Raw genomic sequence first — 18485 nt, 5'->3', positions numbered from 1 at the left:
TCCTCCTCGGTCGATGACAACTTGGTCACCGTCTCAGGGCAAGGCGAGCGCAGGCTTGGACCTGACCGTCAGATGGCAGTCCGGGTCCGGCCATTCCCTGCCATCCGGGACGGGTGAACCAGGCGGGTCCCGCCGGTACCGCCGGCGAGCGGATCGGCTTGCACGTCGCGGGGGGCGCAGCCGTACTCACGGCGGAAGGCCCGAGCGAAGTGACTGGCGTCGGCGAAACCCCAGCGGTGCGCCGTCTCGGTGACCGATGCGTCCGTGGTCTCGAGCTCCTCACGTGCCCGGGTGAGGCGGCGGGTCCGTGCGGCGGCCGCAACCGTCTCCCCTGCGCGGGCGAAAGCGCGGTAGACCGTCCGCTCCGAAACGCCGTGCGCCTCCGCGAGGATCCGGGCGGTGATCGGGCGGTCCAGGTGCCCGTCGATCCACCAACACAACTGCTCGTGCAGTTCGGTGTCGTCCCCCGACGGCACGGACCCGCCCTGGGTTGCCGCCACGAGCAGGTCCAGGGCAAGGTTGCGAGCCGATTCCACGGTGCCCGGCGGGGAGGGGGACCCGGACAGCAGGTCGAGGTAGCCGCGCAGCATCCGCCATGCGGACGAGGCCGAGTCGACGACCACCCCGCCGCCGGCGAGCCGGGGCCCGCCCGCGGCCCGCCAAACCGGGTACGGCACTACGAGCGTGCGCTTGAGCAGCCGTTTCGGCACCTCGAACCAGGCCGGCTGGGCGCTGTCCCAGATCAGGGCGTCGCCGGGACGCAACTGCAGGCTGCCGACGCCAAGGCCGACCCGTTCGGTACCGCTTCGGGCAACGGTGACTGCGATCCGGCGTTGGTCCGCACGCCGGACGAGCATCTCGTCCCGCACACCGAGGCAGGCGTCGCAGCGAACGTCGACCAGGGCCAGGTCTTCGAGCCAGCGGCGGCGGACGGCGGCCCGAAACGACCGCGGCTCGGTCCCCTGCCTGAGCTGCACCGCCATGTCCAGGTGCGTACGCGAGAGCAGGTCCTGCCACTGCGCCTCGCGCTGGGGCGCCGCGATCCGCTGCAGGTCGACAAACTCGTCCGTCAGCGCCATAGGTCACCTGTCCTGTCGTCAAGAGCGCACGTCGGTGGTCCCACATAGAATCGCACTCGGAAAGACCGCCCCTCGTAGATCTCGCAGTCGAACCGCGTGTCGACCTCGCGCCGCCTGAGCCATGGATTCATCGGCGCCACGAGACCAACCTGGTCACCAGACCTTCCAGGTCTGCGGCGGCGGGGTGCGAAATTCCCGGCCGGGGTGGGAGCAGTGCGCGCCTTCGCCGGCGACAGCCAAGGCGGGGCGCACCTCAACTCGCGCTCCGCACCTCGTCCGCTTCAGCCGGCTGTTCAGCCTCGAGCTTCACAACCGCCGCCAGCAGCTCCAGCAGTTCGCCGGCCGCCCGGGCCGCGTCGGCCCGGGCGGCCGGCGGTCGATCAACAGCTGGAGGAAAACCATGGGTCAAGTGCGCCGTAAACTCGCCGCCGCGGTCGGAATGCAGGATCGTGCCGCGGCATCTGCCGCTGCGGTCGGCTGCGGCGTCGTCGACGGCGTCGGCGACCATCTCGACGCCGATGTGGTCGGAAACGCTGTAGCCCAGCACTTTCCGGGAATGGCCGTCTCGGATCGCGCACAGGAACATCTCGCCCTCACCGCACGTGAGGTAGACATCCCACGCTCACACGGCTTCCCCGGCGCAGGCGTGCTTCCGCCACGGGCTACGCCGGTCGATGGGCGCGACCGGGATCTGCTGGGACAACAGCCCGGCGGAGTCGTTCTGGTCGATGTTCAGTCGGGTAGCGGGGACGCATTGCTGCGTCCCCGCCCCCTCAGAACCGTACGTGCCGGTTGTCCCGGCATACGGCTCAAGCAAGCCCTGAAAGCGCTCGCGGGAGTGCGGAAACTGTTGTGTCCCTGCGTTGTCGAGCCCGCAGGGAGCGATAGCAGGAGGAGTGCACAAGACGGGTTCTGGTCTCGTCCGGCCGCCCGTGGTGGGTGAGGTGGTCAGCGGAGATGGCACGCCTGACGGTGGCCAGCCACCACCATTCCCAGTCCTCGGGCGATTCCGGCGGCTGATCGGCGGACAGCACCCGATCCCCGCACAGCGGGCAGCACCCGCCCTGCTCGGTGAGCAAGCGCAGGTTGTAACTGTCCAGAGCGGGCCGCACTTTCCGCCGCCGGGCCGCCCAGTAGTCCCGAAGCTCGGGATCGTCAGGCGACGCCCCCGCGGTGACCAGCTGGTGCCGGACGATGTTGATCCACGCGAACTTGACCAGGTAAGGACTCCCAATCAGGTTTGTCAAGGAGATCTGGTTGATCGGCGTGTGTGGCGCGGGTTCAGGCTGCGGCGGCCAGGCCGGCTCGGGGTGGTTCGGGCTGATAACATCTGCCGTCGCGCAGCAGCGCCCAGAGCACGTTGACCCGACGGCGTGCGAGGGCGAGCACGGCTTGGATATGACGCTTGCCCTCGGCCCGTTTTCGGTCGTAGTACTGGCGCGATTCGGGGCACCACCGGATGCTGATGAGTGCGGAAGTATAGAAGACCCGTTGCAGACCGCGGTGATAGCGCTTCGGCCGGCGCAGATTCCCGCTGACTCGGCCGGAATCCCGTGGCGCTGGAGCCAATCCAGCGAAGCCCGCCAACCGGTCGGGCGTTGCGAACTGCGCCATGTCCCCGCCGGTCGCCGCGAGCAGTTCCGCGCCGAGCAATGGCCCGAATCCGGACATGCTGAGGATCGGCGCAGCGTGCCGGTGCTCCCGGAACCTGCGCTCGACGAGCTTGTCGATTTCGCCAATCTTCTCGTTGAGCGCGGTCACCTCTGCGGCCAGATCGTGCACCATCTGGGCGGTGAGGGCTTCTGCGGGCAGAGTGGTGTGCTGCCGGTTTGCTGCGTCCACGGCCGCGGCCGCCAACGCGGCTGCGCCCCGCACTTTCCGGTTGCGCAACCATGCTTCCAGTCGGGCCTTACCGATCCGCCGGATCGAGGCAGGCGTCTGGTAGCCGGACAGCAAAACCAGCGGACCGGTGCGCGTCGGCTCCAGTGCTCGCTCCAGCGCTGGAAAGATCGATGTCAGCGCGTCGCGCAGCCGGTTGATACCCCTCGTGCGGTCAGCTGTCAGGTCAGCCCTGCGCGCGGTCAGCACCCCCAGCTCGACCGACACCGGGTCACCGGGCCGGAGCGGGCTCAGGTCGCGTCGTATCCGAGCCTGGTCGGCAATGATCGCGGCGTCGCGGGCGTCGGTCTTGCCCTCGCCTCGGTAGCCGCCCGCCGCGCGATTGACCGCCAACCCTGAGATATACATGACTTTCTGTCCATGGGCGTGCAGCAGCATCGCCAACAGGGCGACATTCCCGTTGGCCAGGTCCACTGCCCAGGTCACCTCCTCGGCCAGGGCTGCGACGTCGGCCGGCAACGCCAGCAGCTCGCCCTCGTCGTTGCCGACCCGCCGCGACAGCAACCGGCTCCCCTCGCCGTCGATCACCACGCAATGGTGATCGCGCTTGCCGACATCGACCCCAGCCCATACGCAGCCGTTCACACGCATCCTCCGGTACACAACAGACAGTGATCCGTAGACGACCTCGCCGGCGTGCCCTTACACAGCGATCGGATCGCAACTCCCAATGAGCGGCCGAGTCGTCAGTGGGGTGCCGGGCGGCCAGTCAGTTGCAGCCACACGATCGGCAGACCATTGAAAGCCACACCCGGCACCCCTGGACGCCCGACCCTACGACGGCCGGGCAGCTCCCGCGATCAAGGTAAGGACCATTGACACGCGGAGTTCAATACCGAGGAGCTATTGTCAATACCTGTGGATCAAGATCTTTAAGCGGCTTCCTCGTCGGGTCGTTCGACCAGGACGCCGTTGACGAACGTGGTACCAGCACGGACGAGGGCAACGAGGTGTGGTGCGTTCACCGCGCGCCAGCGAGTTTGTGCTGACTCGATGAGCTTGAACGCCATGGCCAGCCCGGCCGCTCGCGAGCCCGGCCCCTTGGTGACCTTCGTGCGATGCCGCACCGTGGCGAACGTCGACTCGATGGGATTCGTGGTGCGCAGGTGGATCCGGTGCTCGGCCGGGTAGTCGTAGAACGCCAGCAGCTCGTCGACGTCGTTGGTGATCTTCGCGGCCGCCTTGGGGAACTTCGCGCCGTAGGCGGCATCGAACGCTGTGACCGCGTCCAGGGCATGGCGGCGGTCTTCGGCGTTCCAGATCTCGGCGAGGGCCTTCTTCGCGCCGGGATGCGCGGATTTCGGTAGCGCGGCAAGAACATTCGCGATTTTGTGGAACCAGCACCGCTGCTCGCGGGTGCTGGGGAAGACCTCGCGTAGCGCGCCCCAAAACCCCAGCGCACCGTCGCCGACCGCGAGTACGGGCGCGCGCATCCCGCGCCGGTGGCAGTCCCTCAGCAGGTCGGCCCACGACTCGGTCGATTCGCGATAGCCGTCGGCCAGCGCGACCAGCTCCTTGCGGCCATCGGCGCGCACGCCGATCATGACCAGCAGGCAGAGTTTGTGTTCTTCCAGGCGGATGTTGACGTGGACGCCGTCCGCCCACAGGTAGACGTAGTCCACACCGGACAGATCCCGCTCGGCGAAGGCACGCTGGTCGGCCTTCCACTGCTCCGTCAGCTTCGTGATCACTGCCGCGGACAGGCCCTTCGCGGACCCGAGGAACTGTCCCAGTGCGGGCACGAAATCACCCGAGGACAGGCCGTGCAGGTAGAGCAGCGGCAGTACCTCGGTGATCTTCGGGGTCTTACGCGCCCACGCCGGCAGGATCGCCGAGGCGAACCGCTGACGCTGGCCTGTCTCCGGGTCGACGCGCTTGTCGTTGACCCGCGGCGCGGTCACCTCGACCGCGCCCGCGCTGGTGAGCACCTCACGAGGCTGGTGGGAGCCGTTGCGCACGACCAAGCGGCGGCCCCGCTCGTCCCGCTGGTCAGCGAACGCGGCGATGTAGGCGTCGACCTCAGCACGCAACGCTTCGGCCAGCATCCGGCAAGCACCCTCACGGACGATCTGGTCGATCAACGATGCTTCACCCGCAGCGGACTGGTCGTTGTCACCAGATGCGGGGTCAGGGACTACGGTGAGCATGGGCGTGCCTTCCCGACCGACGCGCCAACGTCGGCCTGCTTGAGACCTCTACTCGATCACCGGGAAGGTACGCCCTTCCTCGGCAGATCCACAGGTTTCAAGCATTGCTCAATACCGAGCCATTCGTTATACTGAGGTTTTCTCAGCAGGGCGGGTAGTCGTGTTCAAAATGGGTGAGCACGAGTGCGGCTTTGGCGATGGCGCCGGTCTTTCGTGGACTGGTCGTGACGTGTTGCAGAGCACGCCAGCGGCCGGTGAGGAGCGCGAACCCACGTTCGCCCAGGCAGCGGAGGCTGCGCAACAGGGCGTTGTAGCAGCGGTTGTCGGTGTCCAGAACCTGGCCGTCTGCGGGGTGCTTGATCGGGGTATGCACGCCGATGCCTGCGCCCTGGTATCCCGGGTCGGCCAGCGTGGGCAGATCCAGTTGGGACGCCGCCCAATACAACGCGCCCAGCACTCCTTCCCGGGCAGCGGTCAAGTCGTGGGTCGAGCCCGGCAGCGCATCGGAGATCCAGACGGGCAGTCCGTCGGGACGCATCACGGCCTGGACATTGCCGCCGAAGTTATGCGTTTTGCCCGCGTACCAAGCGTCGATGACCTCGCCGTGCGTGTTGAGGGTCTTCTCGGCGCACCGATCGGCGTCCACGACCTTGCCGTCCAGGATCACGTGCGACCAGCCCTCGGTGGCGACCCGCCGCAGCGCGGCGTGCAGGTCGGGTGCGCATGCGGCCAGCACGGTGATCGCCTCGTCGAGGTAGCGGTAGGAGGTGGCCTGGGAAATCCCGAATCCCCTGCCAGTCAACGGGATCGGCCGCCGCTCCCGGAACCACGCCAACGCGAACAGCGCCTGGCGAAAGCAGGACAGCGCCCGCGATCCCGGACGGGTGCCCAGGTCGCGGCGGTGGGCGGCCAACAGACGCGACAGGAACCACACCAGTTCGCGCGGCACGTCGAGCATGGCAGGATAGGCGATCACGGAGCCCCTTATGGGATGAAGCTGATCTTGGCAGACCGCTTCCTACCAGGGGCTCCGTCCTCTGCCGCGGCGCGACACACCCCTCCCCGCGCACCACCCGTCAGGCCAGCAGCCACTCAACACAATCCCGCTGAGAAAACCTCAATGTTCATTCCACTAGGCGCGTAAAAGAACGCAAGATCGCTCGGTCAGGCTTCTATCTGGTTTGCGAGTCACGTGCCAACGAACGAGTCGCCACCATCTGGTATGCCGAAGTCGTCGAAGCCCCAGTCGCCGTCGACGAATATCTGGACGTTGATCGGACGTAACTGTTCAGCTGGTTGGTGAAGGTGTTGGTGTCCAAGGGTTTCCGAGGATGGCTGCGAGGATCGCTTCGAAGGCGTTGAGTCCGTGTTTGCGTGCGGTGGAGACGTAGCCGCGGATGCGTGCCCAGGCTGTCGCGCTGGTCTCGGATCGGAAGGTGCCGGAGATCTTCATCTGGGTCTTGGTCGGCCGCAAGTCGCGCTCGGCGAGGTTGTTCGTGAACGGCGCGGTCAGATCGCGGGCGAAGCGCAGCACTGAGTCATCCCGGTCGCGTAAGCGCTCCAGGAGGTTGCGGGTCTTGGATTGTTTCCGGCCCGGTCTGCTGGGATTGTCCGCCAGCCCGACGAGAATCGCCTGCCGCCAGGCGTAGAGCAGTGGATCCGCGACCGGTGGTGGTATCACCGACCTGTGCTGCTCGCGGCGTCGTGCGCGGCGGCGTTCAACCCGAACAACGCATCCAGGGCCTGAGCAGGCCAGCGCTGACCCGGATGGGTCTCGCTCGCCGCGACCAGCTCTCGCGCGATGTGCGCGCCGCACAACGCGTGTTCACAGCCGGCATAGCCGTTGTAAGAGGCCCAGGCATCGTGCACCAGGGTCCCGGCGAAGCCGTCCAGGACTCCGAACTCGTCGATCGCGGCCCGGCCTCGGGACCGGCCGAGATGATACGAGGTCAGCGTCTCGGTGGCCGCGACGTGCAGCCACCAGCGGGCCCCGGTGACCTTCGCGCCGGTCTCGTCCACGTGCAGGATGTGCGCCGCGGTCAGCAGCGTCCGGATCAGCTTCTCCACCTGAACCAGGGCAGCGGCCGTGTCGCGCAGCACCTGGCACACCCAGCCGGTCGAAGGGCGGGCACCGGAGAGATCGGTGACGAGCTCGACGACCCGGGCGACCGGGATGTGCTGGAATACCAGCGCATACACCACCCACGTCCGCAGGTTCGGTCCATACGACGCCGGTGCCGCGATCCCTGCTGGGGCTTCGGCGGTGGTCACCTGCCCGCACCCGCAACGGCGTTTATGCAACCGGTGCTCGGTCACCGTGGCCACCGCCGGCGCGATGTCGGTGACCTGACGGCGAACCACACCCACCGCGACCGCTGTGCCGAGTCCGGTGCCGCAACCCCGGCAACACCCGGGCGTGTGATCAATGATCTCGTCGGGGTCCTCGACCAGCGCCAGGGAAAACCCCTGCGCCCCAGGCTGCTTCCCCGGCTTCCTGCCAGTCTTCCGCCGCAACGAACGCGGCGGCGGGGACTGCTCCAGACCATCCGCCGATGGCGGTTTCGACGAGTTACGGGAGTTCTGAGCCAACCGCCGCTTCAGCTCCGTGTTCTCACCCCTCAGCTCGGCGTTCTCACGCTCCAGCTCAACGTTACGTACTTCCAGCACAGCGACACGCGACTCCAGTTCCTCCAGGCGCGCAAGCAAACGCTCCAGCGACACACCCTCGGAACCCGGCACCCCAAGATCATCCCAGAGGAGTCGCCAGCGCTACGCGCACCCCTTCAAGACCTGAGTAGTTACGATCGGACGAGCTACAAACCGATGCTCCGGACCATCCTCGGCCCCATCGACGACGAGATCATCCGCTACCGGGTGACCTTCGATCCAGTGCTCGCTGTTGCGGGTCATGACGTTGGTGACAGCTGACGGGGCCTGAGAGGAAGGGACGGGTCTTTCGGCGGCAGGATGAGAAGTGCGACCAACTCGTCCTCCGAGCAGAAAGACCCGTCCGTGCACCACCGTAATGCCCCGCTATCGCTCGAGGGCCGCCGCCGGCTCGTCGCGCGCTGCCAGACCCGTCCGATTGCCCACGTCGCCGCCGAGATGGGCATCTCCCGCCAATGCGCCTCCACGTGGGTCAACCGCTGGCGTCGCTTCGGCGAGACCGGCCTGCTCGACCAGCCCAGCGTCCCGCGCCACCAGCGCACCGCCACCTCAGCCGAAGTGGTGGTCCGGATCGAGCAGCTGCGCCGGCAACGCAAGTACTCCGCCCGCCGGATCGCCACCGAACTGGCCGGCGAGGGCATCACCGTCTCGGTGCGCACCGTCGGGCGGCACCTGCTGCACCTGGGCCTGAACCGGCGTCGTTTCATCGACCCGACCGGCGCTACCAACCGGGCACCACGCAAGATCATCGCTCGCTGGCCCGGGCACATGGTCCACTTGGACGTGAAGAAGACAGGCCGGATTCCCGACGGCGGCGGCTGGCGCATCCACGGAAAAGGCAGTACCCAGGACAAACGCGCCCGCCGCAGCAAACGTCGTGGCGAACGCGCCCGCTACACCTACCTGCACTCCGCCGTCGACGGCTACTCCCGCCTGGCCTACACCGAAGCCCTGCCTGATGAGAAAGCCCGGACCGCGATCGGGTTCGTCCACCGGGCCCGGGCGTTCTTCGCCGCCCACGGCATCACCCACATCCACCGCCTGGTCACCGACAACGGCGCCTGCTACCGCGCAGGCGACTTCGCCACCGTCCTACGCGGTGCCCGCCACCAGCGCATCACGCCTTACACCCCGCGTCACAACGGCAAGGTCGAGCGCTATAACCGGATCCTGGCCGAAGAGTTTCTCTACGCCTTCGTCTGGACTAGTGAAGAACACCGCACAGCGGCCTTGGCCGTCTGGAACATCCACTACAACTACCATCGACCACACACTGCCGCTGGCAATCAGCCACCCGCGTCCCGGCTCCGCACCGGCGTCACCAACGTCATGGCCTCATACAGCTCGCACTCCTCCACCCGCCCAAGCTGCGACGACTTCGGGGCCGGAACTAGGCAGGATGCCACCGCAAATCACCTTAACTCCGCATCACGTCGGACACCGGAACTCACCTGGCAACCCGCCGTCATCCCCCATCGTGCACTCCCGATCTAGACGGACAGGCAAGATCAATCTGCGACCCTCCTAGTTGAGGATTTTCGCTCAGCGCCAACCAGGCGCTATACTGGTGTAGCACTGCGCTACGCCACTCCCGCTTTGGGAGCGGAGGTCGCAGGTTCAAATCCTGTCATCCCGACCACAGGGGCTGGACCTGCGGGTTCAGCCCCTTTTCGTGCCGCCGGACGCGGCGCGGGAGCCAGCACAGCGCTTGGTGACACTCCTATTTGAGGATTTTCCCATGCGCACCCAAGCACTGACCCTCGCTCCGCCGGCCCGGCAGACGCTGATCAACAAGTGGGCCACGTCACTCGAGGCCGAGAACAAAAGCCCCCGCACGATCCGCGGCTACTGCCGGCCTGGACGCTGAGGTCGGTGTGGCACAAACCGGCCGCGACCATCCGGGCGAGGACCTCGCCCGGTCGGAGATCGTCGAGGTCGACCCTCTGAATTCGGAACGGCTCGCCCGGTGCTTCCACTACTGCGGCGGTCGTGCTGAGCATGGTTGTCCTCGTCTGGCCGGCCGACGAAAGCTCGGGGCGGCGTGCTCGGTTCGGCGAGCAGCACCGTCACGCATCCCGTTCATCTCCGGAAATGCCGGGAAACTGCTTGGTCTCCAGCCGCTCTCCCCGGCCCCAGGTCCGGTAGCTGCCCACCCGGATGCGCGCGAACAAGTTGTCGCGCAGGTCGTAATGGACCATATCGGTGCACCGATGGGTCTCGCCGGCCAGCAGCGGGCCGAATGTGAACTGCTCCCGGTCCCGAAATGCCCGGAACCCGGTGTACAGCTCCAAGGCGAGATGGTCGTCGGCCGCCATGAGGAAGTCGACCGCGAGCAGCTCGCGCACGGACGAATGCAGTTCCTGCTAGAAGCCCTTGATCGCCCGCGGCCCGGCCAGCGTGTTCGGTTGAACGCCGCGAGATAATCGAGAAGGTCGCCTTCGGTCATTTCACACCTTGTTCCGTAAATGTCGGTCGCGGCCGTATCCGCCGATCACCACCGCGGCGAGGCTCTCGAACAGATAGGGGCTGCCCGCGTTCGGATCACCGCCGGCGAAGCCCGCGAGCGCGGTGCCGACCAGCACCGCCAATGCCGCACTCAGTCCGAACACCAAGACCCAGTAGCCGCGTACCCGTACCTGGTTCAAGGAAGCGGCACGGGGGTTGACGCCGACCGCGTAGAACCTGCGTCCGGCAGCCGTGCCTCGCCAGCTGACCGATATCACCGAACATCCCACCGCCGAGGACACGCTGTATATGTGTGCGGTCAAGGACTGCTACTCCACCGAAATCGTCGGATACTCCATCACCTCGCACATGCGGGCCTCGCTCGCCGTCAGCGCGCTGCGCAACGCGGTGGCGCACCAGGGAGGAGCTCCGGTTAGCGATCGTGTCCTGGAGCGAAACGAAGTATCACCGCAGCAGCAACCTGAAAACAGTTAACTCCGGTGTCAACCGACAGTCTGGGCAGACCCTGCGACCTTGCCATCGGGTGAGTGTCCGGCGCGCCGTGCCGGGTCGAGATCGTCTGTGGCGCCGTATCCCCTTAGGGTGGGGTTCCAGCGTGACCGATCTGGCCAGGTGAGGGATGCCGCGTAACCGACGCCCGCAGGACCGGGAAGAGAAGCGCGGTGAGATCGTCGCCGCGGCCACCCGGTTGTTCGTGGAAGAGGGCTACGACCCCACGACGGTGGCGCGGATCGGGCGTGCGGCGGGAGTGACCTCCAACACCGTCTACTGGTACTTCAAGGACAAGGACCAGGTACTGGTCGCTGCTCTGGACGCGCTGTTCGCGCAGTTCCTGGCCGGCGTGGCGGAACGCTCGGCCGAACCGCCGGTCGAGCAGCTGTTGTGGGCAGTCACCGAGTTGCGGCGGGTCGATCGGCTGATCACGACGGTGCACGCCAGAGTCGCGGCATCGGAGTCGCTGCGGGTATGGCACGACGGCTTCCACGAGCAGGTGGAGACGATCCTGCGGTGGCATCTGGCCGCATTGGGCGTGCCGGAGACCGAGCAGGCGGCGATGACCCGGATCGGGGTGTTCGTCGTCGAAGGGATGCTGACGCACGCAGGCGACGCCGCGGGCGATCGCGCCGTCGTCGAGACGTTGGTGCGCAGTGCCCGCGGCATCGCCACCGTCCCGAGCGCTCCCGACACCAAGTGACGCGCCGGGTCGGCTACCGGCCCGCCGCGGCCGTGAACCGGGCGGCGAGAAACTGAATCTGGTCTGCGACGGCGCGCTCGAACAGGTCACCGACGTAAATGTCGAAGTGGTCACCGTCGTAGTGCTTGACCTGGACGTGGTCCTGCCCGACCGCAAGACGGGCCGTGGTGCGTGCAGGGGCGGCGCGGTCGTCGCCGCACACGCACAACAGGGTCGCCGCGGCGATCTTGCGCATGTCCTTGCCTGGCCGGTACAGCGGCAACGGCAACGCAAGCCGGGCCGCGATCGCGTTGGCGCTGTCGCCGCGACCGTCCGGGCCCTTCATGACACCCCAGATCGTGTCGCGGCCGACAGTGGTGTCACCAGGGCCGAACGGCTGCCCACCCGTCTCGACGGTAGGAGACAGCCCCTTGCCCGCGGCTGGAATCCGGGCAAGGACCCCGGTGGTGCGAGGCGAGAGCCGAGACCCCGCCGGGATCAGCTTGGACGCCGCGGCGATCGCGGTCGGCGACACCAGGAAGGCAGGCATCCACCACACCCCGACCACCGGAGCCAGCACCGGCTTCACCCCGAACACCGACCCGGCGACATCGAGCACGGCGGCGATGATGAGCCCGACCATGCTCAACGGGCCGGACCGGAACCGGGACAGCAACGACGCCAGACCGTCGGTGAACGGACACTGGGCCACCACCGCGGCCACACCGTGGTCCTCGCTTGCGATCCGCAGCACATGCCCGCCGCCGAACGAGGTCCCCCACACCGCGATCCGGTCGGGATCGACCTCCGGCAGGGACCGGCCGTAGGCCAGTGCCGCCCGCCAGTCGTCGAGCTGGTCGCCGATGTCGAGCAGCTGCCGAGGAGATCCTTCGCTGGCGCCCAGACGCCGGTAGTCGAACACCAGCACCATCCACCCCTGCGCGGCGAACCGCTCCGCGAACGCGTCCAACCGCCACTCCCGCACCGCACCCAACCCGTGCGCCATGACCACCAGCGGCCGAGGCACGCCTTCGGCTGCCGGGATGTACAGCCAGGCCGCGCACCGCACGCCGCCTGACTCGAACCACACGTCCCGCCGCACCGGCGCGGTGCGGCTGTCCTCCTCTGCCGAAGTTTCCATCGCCTACCTTCTTCAGCTCACCTACCGCTCTTGACTAACGATCAAGAGCGAGTCGACGCGAAGGCTAGAACTCTCTTGATCGGAAGTCAAGAAAAGAGCTCTGCCGCTGCGCCGTCGTTGCTCATCGGCACCGCGGCGTATCGGTTCATCGCCGACGAGCTCGCTGCGCAGGGGTTCACCGCGTCGGAGAACCGGGTGTGGTGGATCTGCTCGATGCAGCAGATCCTCTCCTCGCATGCCACAGAGAACGGGCTCTCCCGCAAGGACGGACTCACGGGCTGACCGGGTCGATGGGCCGTGTCGGTGCCTGTGGCGACAACGCGGCGATGGAATCGTTCTTTCCTTGCTGCAAAAGAACAGCGGTGCTTCAGCCTCGGGCGGGGTCGGCGATCTTGAACAACGCGCGGATGACACGGGTTTTGAGTGCGCCGCGAAGGGCTGACGCGCGCCCGATCTGCGCGGGGGCCACGGTTTCCCGAGCGAGGCGGGGAAACAGGGCTGCGGCGTTGCCGTGATCGATGGCGGTGCTGATCGTGGTTCCGAAGGGGGTGTTGCGGAGGTGTTCCTCGAGACCGGTGGCGAAGTAGTGCACGGCCATGTCGGGGGCGAAGGGCCAGTCGCTGCCGAAGAGAATTCGTTCGGGCCGGGCGAAAGCCAGCAGTGCGGGCAGGGCGGTGGGGCTGGCCGACAGCGCGGTGTCGAAGTAGAACGTGCGCAGGTCGGTGAGCGTGTCGCGGATGCTGTGGCCGTCGTTGGCCAGGCCCATGGCCATCCGGTGCGCCGCGTAGGGCACGAATCCCCCGGCGTGCGACAGCACGAAACGGATCTTCGGGTACCGTCGCACGATTCCGTTGCGGACCAGCAGGTAGGCGGCGCGGGTGGTGTCGAGCAGGAAGTCCGCGGCGAAGGGCACGATGCCGGGTACGGCCGGGCCGGGTAGGTCGGCGGGGTGCACGAAGGCCAGCGCGTTGCGTTCGTCGAGTGCGGCGAAAAGCTTCTCCTGGCCTTCGGCGCCAAGGTAGGTTCCCCGGGAGTTGGCCAGCAGGACCACGCCGTCGGCGTGCAGTGTGTCGAGGGCATGTACGGCTTCGGCGGTGGCGGCGTCGACATCGGGCATCGGGACGGTGGCGAAATGCCCGAATCGGTGCGGGTTTTGCTCGACCAGTGCGGCGCCGTATTCGTTGACCTTGCGGGCAAGCGTGATCGCGGCGCCGGGATCGGGGAGGAACGTGGTTCCGGGCGCCGAGACCGAGAGCACGCCGGTGGCGATGCCGGTTTCGTCCATCAGCGCCAGGGCGCTTTCGGGACTCCAGTCCGGAAGGGCCCGTCCACCGACTTCGGTGAGGCCGGCTGCCCGCAGGGCGTCGCGGTAGGGCGGCGGGACGAGGTGCTGGTGAACGTCGATGCGAGCGGTCATCACTTCTCCGCGATGCGTAGGTTCGGGTAGCCGGCAGGTGCGGCCGGACAGGAACACCAACCGCGCCAGGAACTCGATGCAGTTTCTCCTCCTACTGTATTGCTCACTACGGCAACAAACTGCACAAGCCGCTCGTCCGGATGACGCGGGAGACGGACAACTGCCCGGCGAGGTCATCACGCCTTCCCGGCCGCCGAGAACACCGCGAGCTATTGTCAATACCTGTGGATCAAGATCTCTAAGCGGCTTCCTCGTCGGGTCGTTCGACCAGGACGCCGTTGACGAACGTGGTATCAGCACGGGCGAGGGCAACGAGGTGTGGTGCGTTCACCGCGCGCCAGCGAGTTTGTGCTGACTCGATGAGCTTGAACGCCATGGCCAGCCCGGCCGCTCGCGAGCCCGGCCCCTTGGTGACCTTCGTGCGATGCCGCACCGTGGCGAACGTCGACTCGATGGGATTCGTGGTGCGCAGGTGGATCCGGTGCTCGGCCGGGTAGTCGTAGAACGCCATCAGCTCGTCGACGTCGTTGGTGATCTTCGCGGCCGCCTTGGGGAACTTCGCGCCGTAGGCGGCATCGAATGCTGTGACCGCGTCCAGGGCGTGGCGGCGATGCTCCGGGTCGAAGAGGTCCACCTGACCACCGGGGCCTACGAGCTGATCGTCCTGGCGTCGTTCGACTCCGACAGCGACGCTCTCGAGTTCTACGTCCGCCACGTCGAGCAGGGGCCGGGGATCAAGGAGTCGCTCTCGACGCACGTCGTCGAGACGATGACCGGCAGCACCGCCACCCGCCCGGATCACTTCGAGCAGTTCGACAAGCAGGCGTCCACGGTCGGCAGCCTGGCGGGACTGCTCGACCTCGCCTGCGACGTCGCCACTACCTCACTCGGCGCCGACCGGGTCCACGTGGCCACCGGGAACGTCCGGACCGCCGATCCGACGCTCGCCCCGGCCACGATGCGCTGGCGGGGTCTCTCGTCCCGCTACGTCGAGGAAATCCTCGTCAAGGGCCGGGCCGAGGGGGTCGTCCTGCCGAACATCGTCAAGCACAACCAGCACGTATTCTCGGCCGACGCCCAGACCGACCCACTGTTCCGGTCCGCGACCGATCTCGTCGTGTCCGAAGGCTTCCACAGCTGGATGGGTATGCCGGTGTGCAGCGGGGACGTCCTGCGCGGCACCATCTGCCTGTACTGGGACAGCGTCATCACCTATCGCGAAGAGCTGGTCCACCAGGTCCAGGAACTGGCCGACACCCTCGGCAAGCACCTTCCGCGCCTCACGTCCGGGTCGGCGGACGCAGGCGTGCACTGAGGGTTCCGGAGGGCGGTGCCTCCCCCGGCCCGCGCCCACCCGTGCGATCCCTTGGTCATGACGAGCCGGCTCTTGCTTCCGAAGCTCGACTGATGCCGACCAAGTCCGGGCACGGCACCGCGTGGTCAGGAACCCTCGGCCGGTTTGGCGCGTCGTTGCACGACCACGCCGGCGACAACGAGAATCGCGGCGAGGGCGATCGACAGCCAGAGTTCGAGTCGCTGGCCGGGCAGGATCGCCATGGTGACGAGGACCGCCGCGATGCCGGCGATGGTGGCGACGGTCAGGTACGGGAAGGCCCACATCGGGGATTCGAGGCGGGATTCCGTGCCCTGGGCCCGCAGGGAGCGGCGGGTGGCGTACTGGGTGATGGCAATGACCAGGTACATCATCAGCGCGATTGCGCCGCTGGAGGCGAGAAGGTAGTCGAAGACGTCCGGGACGGCGTAATTGACGACCACGGCGACCGCACCGACGACGGTGGAGGCCAGGACCGCGCGGCGCGGGGTGCTGTTGCGGCCCGTGGTGCCGAGCAGCCGCGGCGCGTCGCCTCGTCGGGCGAGGGAGAACACCATGCGGGAGGCGGTGTAGATCGCGGAGTTGAGACAGCTGCAGACGGCGACGAGGACGACGATGTCCATGATGACCGGCGCTGCGGGGATGTTCATCCGTTGCAGGGCTGCCTGGTAGGAACCGACCGCCGCGAGATCGCCAGCGTTGTAAGGGACGAGGGCGACCACGACGAAGACCGACCCGACATAGAACAGTGCGAGCCGCCAGACGACCGCGCGGATCGCTTTCCGGATGTTGCGCTTCGGGTTCTCGGATTCGGCGGCGGCGATGGTGACGATTTCGCTGCCCTGGAAGGCGAACATCGCGGTGAGCAACCCGGCCAGGATCGCGATCCCGCCTTCGGGCAGGAATCCGCCGTCGGCCCAGAGGTGGGAGACGCCGTGCACGGTGGAGCCGGGCAGCACGCCGAGGATCGCCAGGACGCCGACGACGAGGAACCCGACGATCGACACGACCTTGATCAGCGCGAACCAGTACTCGAATTCGCCGTAGTTGCGCACCGCCAGCAGGTTCGATCCGGCGAGCAGGGCGATGACCGCGAACGCGGGGATCCAGCCCGGGACGGACAGCGCGGAGCCCAGGATCTTCCCCGCGACGATCGCCTCGATCGGGATGACCAGCACGTAGAACCACCAGTAGAGCCAGCCGATCGAGAAGCCCGCCCACCGGCCGAGCGCACGGTCCGCGTAGGTGGAGAACGAGCCGGTGTCCGGGTTGGCAATGGCCATTTCCCCGAGCATCTTCATCACGAGCACCACGAGCGTGGCGGCGATGAGAAACGACACGAGAACGGCGGGACCGGCTTCGGCGATCGCGGCCGAGGACCCGACGAACAGTCCCGCGCCGATGACACCGCCGATCGAGAGCATCGTGATCTGGCGGCTCTTGAGACCTGGGGTGAGGGCGGCGCCGGAGGCGGGCGGGGCGTCGTGGGACACGGAGGACTCCTGTCGGACGTGCCGTCGTGGGAACGTCCTCGGGCGGGCGCAGATCCGGTACGCCGCGGGGACGGGGTGGTGGTGGTGCCGGGGTGGGCCGGCAGGCCGGCCCACCCCGCACTCGGTCAGGCGCGGTCGGCGGCGGGGGTCCCGTCGAACGCGCCGGAGTGGCGGCCGATGTGCTCGATGCGGATGGTGGCGGTGGCCTCGTGCGCGGCCAGGCCTTCGAACGCGGAGATCCGTTCGACGGCGGGCGCCAGCGCCGCGGTGCCCTCCTTGGCCGCCCGCTGGTAGGTGAGCGGCTTGAGGAATCGCGAAACCGACAGACCGGCGTTGTAGCGGGAGGTCTTGCCGGTCGGAAGGACGTGGTTCGTGCCGGCGATGCCCTTGTCGGAATAGGCGACGGTGCTCCACCGGCCCAGGAACAGCGAGCCGTAGTTGGTGAGGTGCTTGAGGTAGTAGTCGTCGGCGGCGGTCTGGATTTCCAGGTGCTCGGGTCCCCAGACGTCGCTCACCGCGGCGGCCTGTGCGGTGTCGCGAGCGACCACGACCGAACCGAAGTCGCGCCACGCGGGCCCGGCGACCCCGCTGGTCGCGAGGGTCGCCAGCCGGCGGTCGACGGCGGCAACGACCTCGCGGCCGAACTCCTCGGACGTCGTGACCAGCGCTGCCGGGGAATTGGGGCCGTGTTCGGCCTGCCCGAGCAGGTCGGCGGCGACCCATTCGGGGTCGGCGGTCTCGTCGGCGATCACCGCGACCTCGGACGGTCCGGCGAGCAGATCGATGCCGACCTGGCCGAACAGCTGCCGCTTGGCTTCGGTGACGTAGGCGTTGCCCGCGCCGACGAGCATGTCGACCGGGGCCTCGTCCAGCAGCCCGAAGGCCATCGCGCCGAGTGCCTGCACTCCGCCGATGGTGAAGGCGCGATCGGCCCCGGAGAGGTAGGCACCGTAGAGCACCGCCGGGTGGGCACCGTATTCGCCGGAAGGCGGGGTGCACGCGAGCACTGCCGGCACCCCGGCGGCTTTGGCCACACCGACTGTCATGAAAGCGCTGGCCAGCAAGGGAAATCGGCCGGCGGGCAGGTACGCGCCGACCCGGCCGACCGGCACGTAGTGCTGGCCGCAGACGACCGAGTCGGCCAGTTCGATCTCGAAGTCGGTCAGGCGTTCGCGCTGGGCGGCGGCGAACCGGTGGGTACGCTCGTAGCCGAGTTCGAGGGCCTCGCGCAGGTCGGCGGGCAGCTCGTCGCCGGAGCGGCGCAGCTCGTCCTGGCTGAGCTCCAGCGAACCGGTCCAGCCGTCCAGGTCCGCGGAGTACTGGCGGACGGCGTCGAGGCCGCGGAGTTCGATGTCGCGCAGCATCTCGGTGACACGTTCGACGACGCGGGGATCCCGCTGCGCCGGAGGGCCGTCCACGGCGGGCTTCTTGAGCCAGGTCAACGGGCCGAGCTGAGCCGCTTCGGAGGGGGTGATCTGCATGGCACGAGACGGTAAGCACAACTCGGCCACCGGACCAGGGGGGATGCGCTTGGGCTACCCATAGGGCCGCCCCATGGCCCGTCGTTGCCGCAGGTCCGAGGCCCGCGTCGAGGCAGGCCCAAGGTCGCCCTATGGCTGCCCCAGCTTCGACTGGCTGGCCCTCGGCGGCGGGCCGCCCTAACGTTCTG

17 protein-coding genes and 3 pseudogenes are annotated in these 18485 nt (G+C 67.8%); 6 read left to right on the top strand and 14 right to left on the bottom strand.

Annotation, left to right across the window (positions count from 1 at the left end):
• Positions 1 to 68 precede the first annotated feature (68 nt).
• The 7 genes from BJY18_RS34790 to tnpC all read right to left on the bottom strand — a co-directional run bounded on the left by BJY18_RS34790 (position 69) and on the right by tnpC (position 7864).
• The gene (locus BJY18_RS34790) at positions 69 to 1079 is read right to left on the bottom strand and encodes an AraC family transcriptional regulator (protein WP_184784069.1); all 1011 of its coding nucleotides are present in this window, start codon (positions 1077 to 1079) and stop codon (positions 69 to 71) included.
• Positions 1080 to 1332: 253 nt separating this feature from the next.
• Entirely contained in the window at positions 1333 to 1665 is a 333-nt protein-coding gene (locus BJY18_RS34785; RefSeq protein WP_184784068.1) for a DDE-type integrase/transposase/recombinase, read from the bottom strand.
• Between the two features lie 695 nt (positions 1666 to 2360).
• Positions 2361 to 3569 carry an IS110 family RNA-guided transposase gene (locus BJY18_RS34780; RefSeq protein ID WP_184784067.1) on the bottom strand — a complete coding sequence of 403 codons (1209 nt, stop codon included), beginning with the start codon at positions 3567 to 3569 and terminating at the stop codon, positions 2361 to 2363.
• A 281-nt stretch (positions 3570 to 3850) separates the two neighbouring features.
• Positions 3851 to 5125 (bottom strand): IS256 family transposase, encoded by a 1275-nt coding sequence (locus BJY18_RS34775; RefSeq protein ID WP_184784066.1) that lies wholly within the window; start codon positions 5123 to 5125, stop codon positions 3851 to 3853.
• A 142-nt stretch (positions 5126 to 5267) separates the two neighbouring features.
• Positions 5268 to 6101, bottom strand: a complete 834-nt coding sequence (locus BJY18_RS34770; RefSeq protein WP_184784065.1) for a transposase family protein — start codon at positions 6099 to 6101, stop codon at positions 5268 to 5270.
• 312 nt (positions 6102 to 6413) lie between these two features.
• Positions 6414 to 6806 (bottom strand): IS66 family transposase, encoded by a 393-nt coding sequence (locus BJY18_RS37625; protein ID WP_184784064.1) that lies wholly within the window; start codon positions 6804 to 6806, stop codon positions 6414 to 6416.
• Positions 6803 to 7864 carry an IS66 family transposase gene (tnpC, locus tag BJY18_RS34760; protein WP_184784063.1) on the bottom strand — a complete coding sequence of 354 codons (1062 nt, stop codon included), beginning with the start codon at positions 7862 to 7864 and terminating at the stop codon, positions 6803 to 6805. Before tnpC ends, BJY18_RS37625 begins: the two co-directional genes overlap by 4 nt.
• Before the next feature lie 273 nt (positions 7865 to 8137).
• Between tnpC and BJY18_RS34755 the strand changes: the two are divergent.
• Together BJY18_RS34755 and BJY18_RS37620 are read left to right on the top strand one after the other, a co-directional pair.
• A pseudogene (locus BJY18_RS34755) lies at positions 8138 to 9136 on the top strand (IS481 family transposase); the annotation flags it as partial.
• 394 nt (positions 9137 to 9530) lie between these two features.
• Positions 9531 to 9659 (top strand): hypothetical protein, encoded by a 129-nt coding sequence (locus BJY18_RS37620; RefSeq protein ID WP_281393734.1) that lies wholly within the window; start codon positions 9531 to 9533, stop codon positions 9657 to 9659.
• Between the two features lie 199 nt (positions 9660 to 9858).
• On the opposite strand, the gene BJY18_RS34750 is transcribed toward BJY18_RS37620, so the two are convergent.
• Entirely contained in the window at positions 9859 to 10137 is a 279-nt protein-coding gene (locus BJY18_RS34750; RefSeq protein ID WP_184784062.1) for a hypothetical protein, read from the bottom strand.
• Between the two features lie 102 nt (positions 10138 to 10239).
• Positions 10240 to 10515: an ABC transporter permease subunit gene (locus BJY18_RS34745; protein WP_184784061.1), complete on the bottom strand. Its 276-nt coding sequence runs from the start codon at positions 10513 to 10515 to the stop codon at positions 10240 to 10242.
• Here BJY18_RS34745 and BJY18_RS37250 point away from each other — a divergent pair.
• A pseudogene (locus tag BJY18_RS37250) lies at positions 10484 to 10648 on the top strand (IS3 family transposase); the annotation flags it as partial. The gene BJY18_RS34745 and the pseudogene BJY18_RS37250 overlap by 32 nt on opposite strands.
• Positions 10649 to 10877: 229 nt before the next feature.
• On the top strand, positions 10878 to 11453 hold the full coding sequence (locus tag BJY18_RS34735; RefSeq protein WP_184784059.1) for a TetR/AcrR family transcriptional regulator: 576 nt from the start codon (positions 10878 to 10880) through the stop codon (positions 11451 to 11453).
• A gap of 13 nt (positions 11454 to 11466) precedes the next feature.
• On the opposite strand, the gene BJY18_RS34730 is transcribed toward BJY18_RS34735, so the two are convergent.
• Positions 11467 to 12573, bottom strand: coding sequence for an alpha/beta hydrolase (locus tag BJY18_RS34730; RefSeq protein WP_184784058.1), 1107 nt, complete (start codon positions 12571 to 12573; stop codon positions 11467 to 11469).
• Positions 12574 to 12648: 75 nt separating this feature from the next.
• Here BJY18_RS34730 and BJY18_RS34725 point away from each other — a divergent pair, with 75 nt between their 5' ends.
• Positions 12649 to 12855, top strand: coding sequence for a hypothetical protein (locus BJY18_RS34725; RefSeq protein WP_184785076.1), 207 nt, complete (start codon positions 12649 to 12651; stop codon positions 12853 to 12855).
• Between the two features lie 85 nt (positions 12856 to 12940).
• Here BJY18_RS34725 and BJY18_RS34720 read toward each other — a convergent pair whose 3' ends face one another.
• A complete protein-coding gene (locus BJY18_RS34720; protein WP_184784057.1) occupies positions 12941 to 13990 on the bottom strand; it encodes an amidohydrolase family protein in 1050 nt (349 codons plus the stop codon).
• Positions 13991 to 14228: 238 nt separating this feature from the next.
• A pseudogene (locus BJY18_RS34715) lies at positions 14229 to 14573 on the bottom strand (transposase); the annotation flags it as partial.
• 27 nt (positions 14574 to 14600) lie between these two features.
• Between BJY18_RS34715 and BJY18_RS34710 the strand changes: the two are divergent.
• Positions 14601 to 15305, top strand: a complete 705-nt coding sequence (locus BJY18_RS34710) for a GAF domain-containing protein (RefSeq protein WP_184784056.1) — start codon at positions 14601 to 14603, stop codon at positions 15303 to 15305.
• Positions 15306 to 15430: 125 nt separating this feature from the next.
• On the opposite strand, the gene BJY18_RS34705 is transcribed toward BJY18_RS34710, so the two are convergent.
• Together BJY18_RS34705 and hisD are read right to left on the bottom strand one after the other, a co-directional pair.
• On the bottom strand, positions 15431 to 16816 hold the full coding sequence (locus tag BJY18_RS34705) for an amino acid permease (RefSeq protein WP_312874066.1): 1386 nt from the start codon (positions 16814 to 16816) through the stop codon (positions 15431 to 15433).
• A 125-nt stretch (positions 16817 to 16941) separates the two neighbouring features.
• A complete protein-coding gene (gene hisD / locus BJY18_RS34700; RefSeq protein ID WP_184784055.1) occupies positions 16942 to 18297 on the bottom strand; it encodes a histidinol dehydrogenase in 1356 nt (451 codons plus the stop codon).
• Positions 18298 to 18485: the final 188 nt, after the last annotated feature.

Source organism: Amycolatopsis jiangsuensis, from assembly GCF_014204865.1.
Classification (GTDB): domain Bacteria; phylum Actinomycetota; class Actinomycetes; order Mycobacteriales; family Pseudonocardiaceae; genus Amycolatopsis; species Amycolatopsis jiangsuensis.
This window is presented reverse-complemented; position numbering and strand designations above follow the sequence as displayed.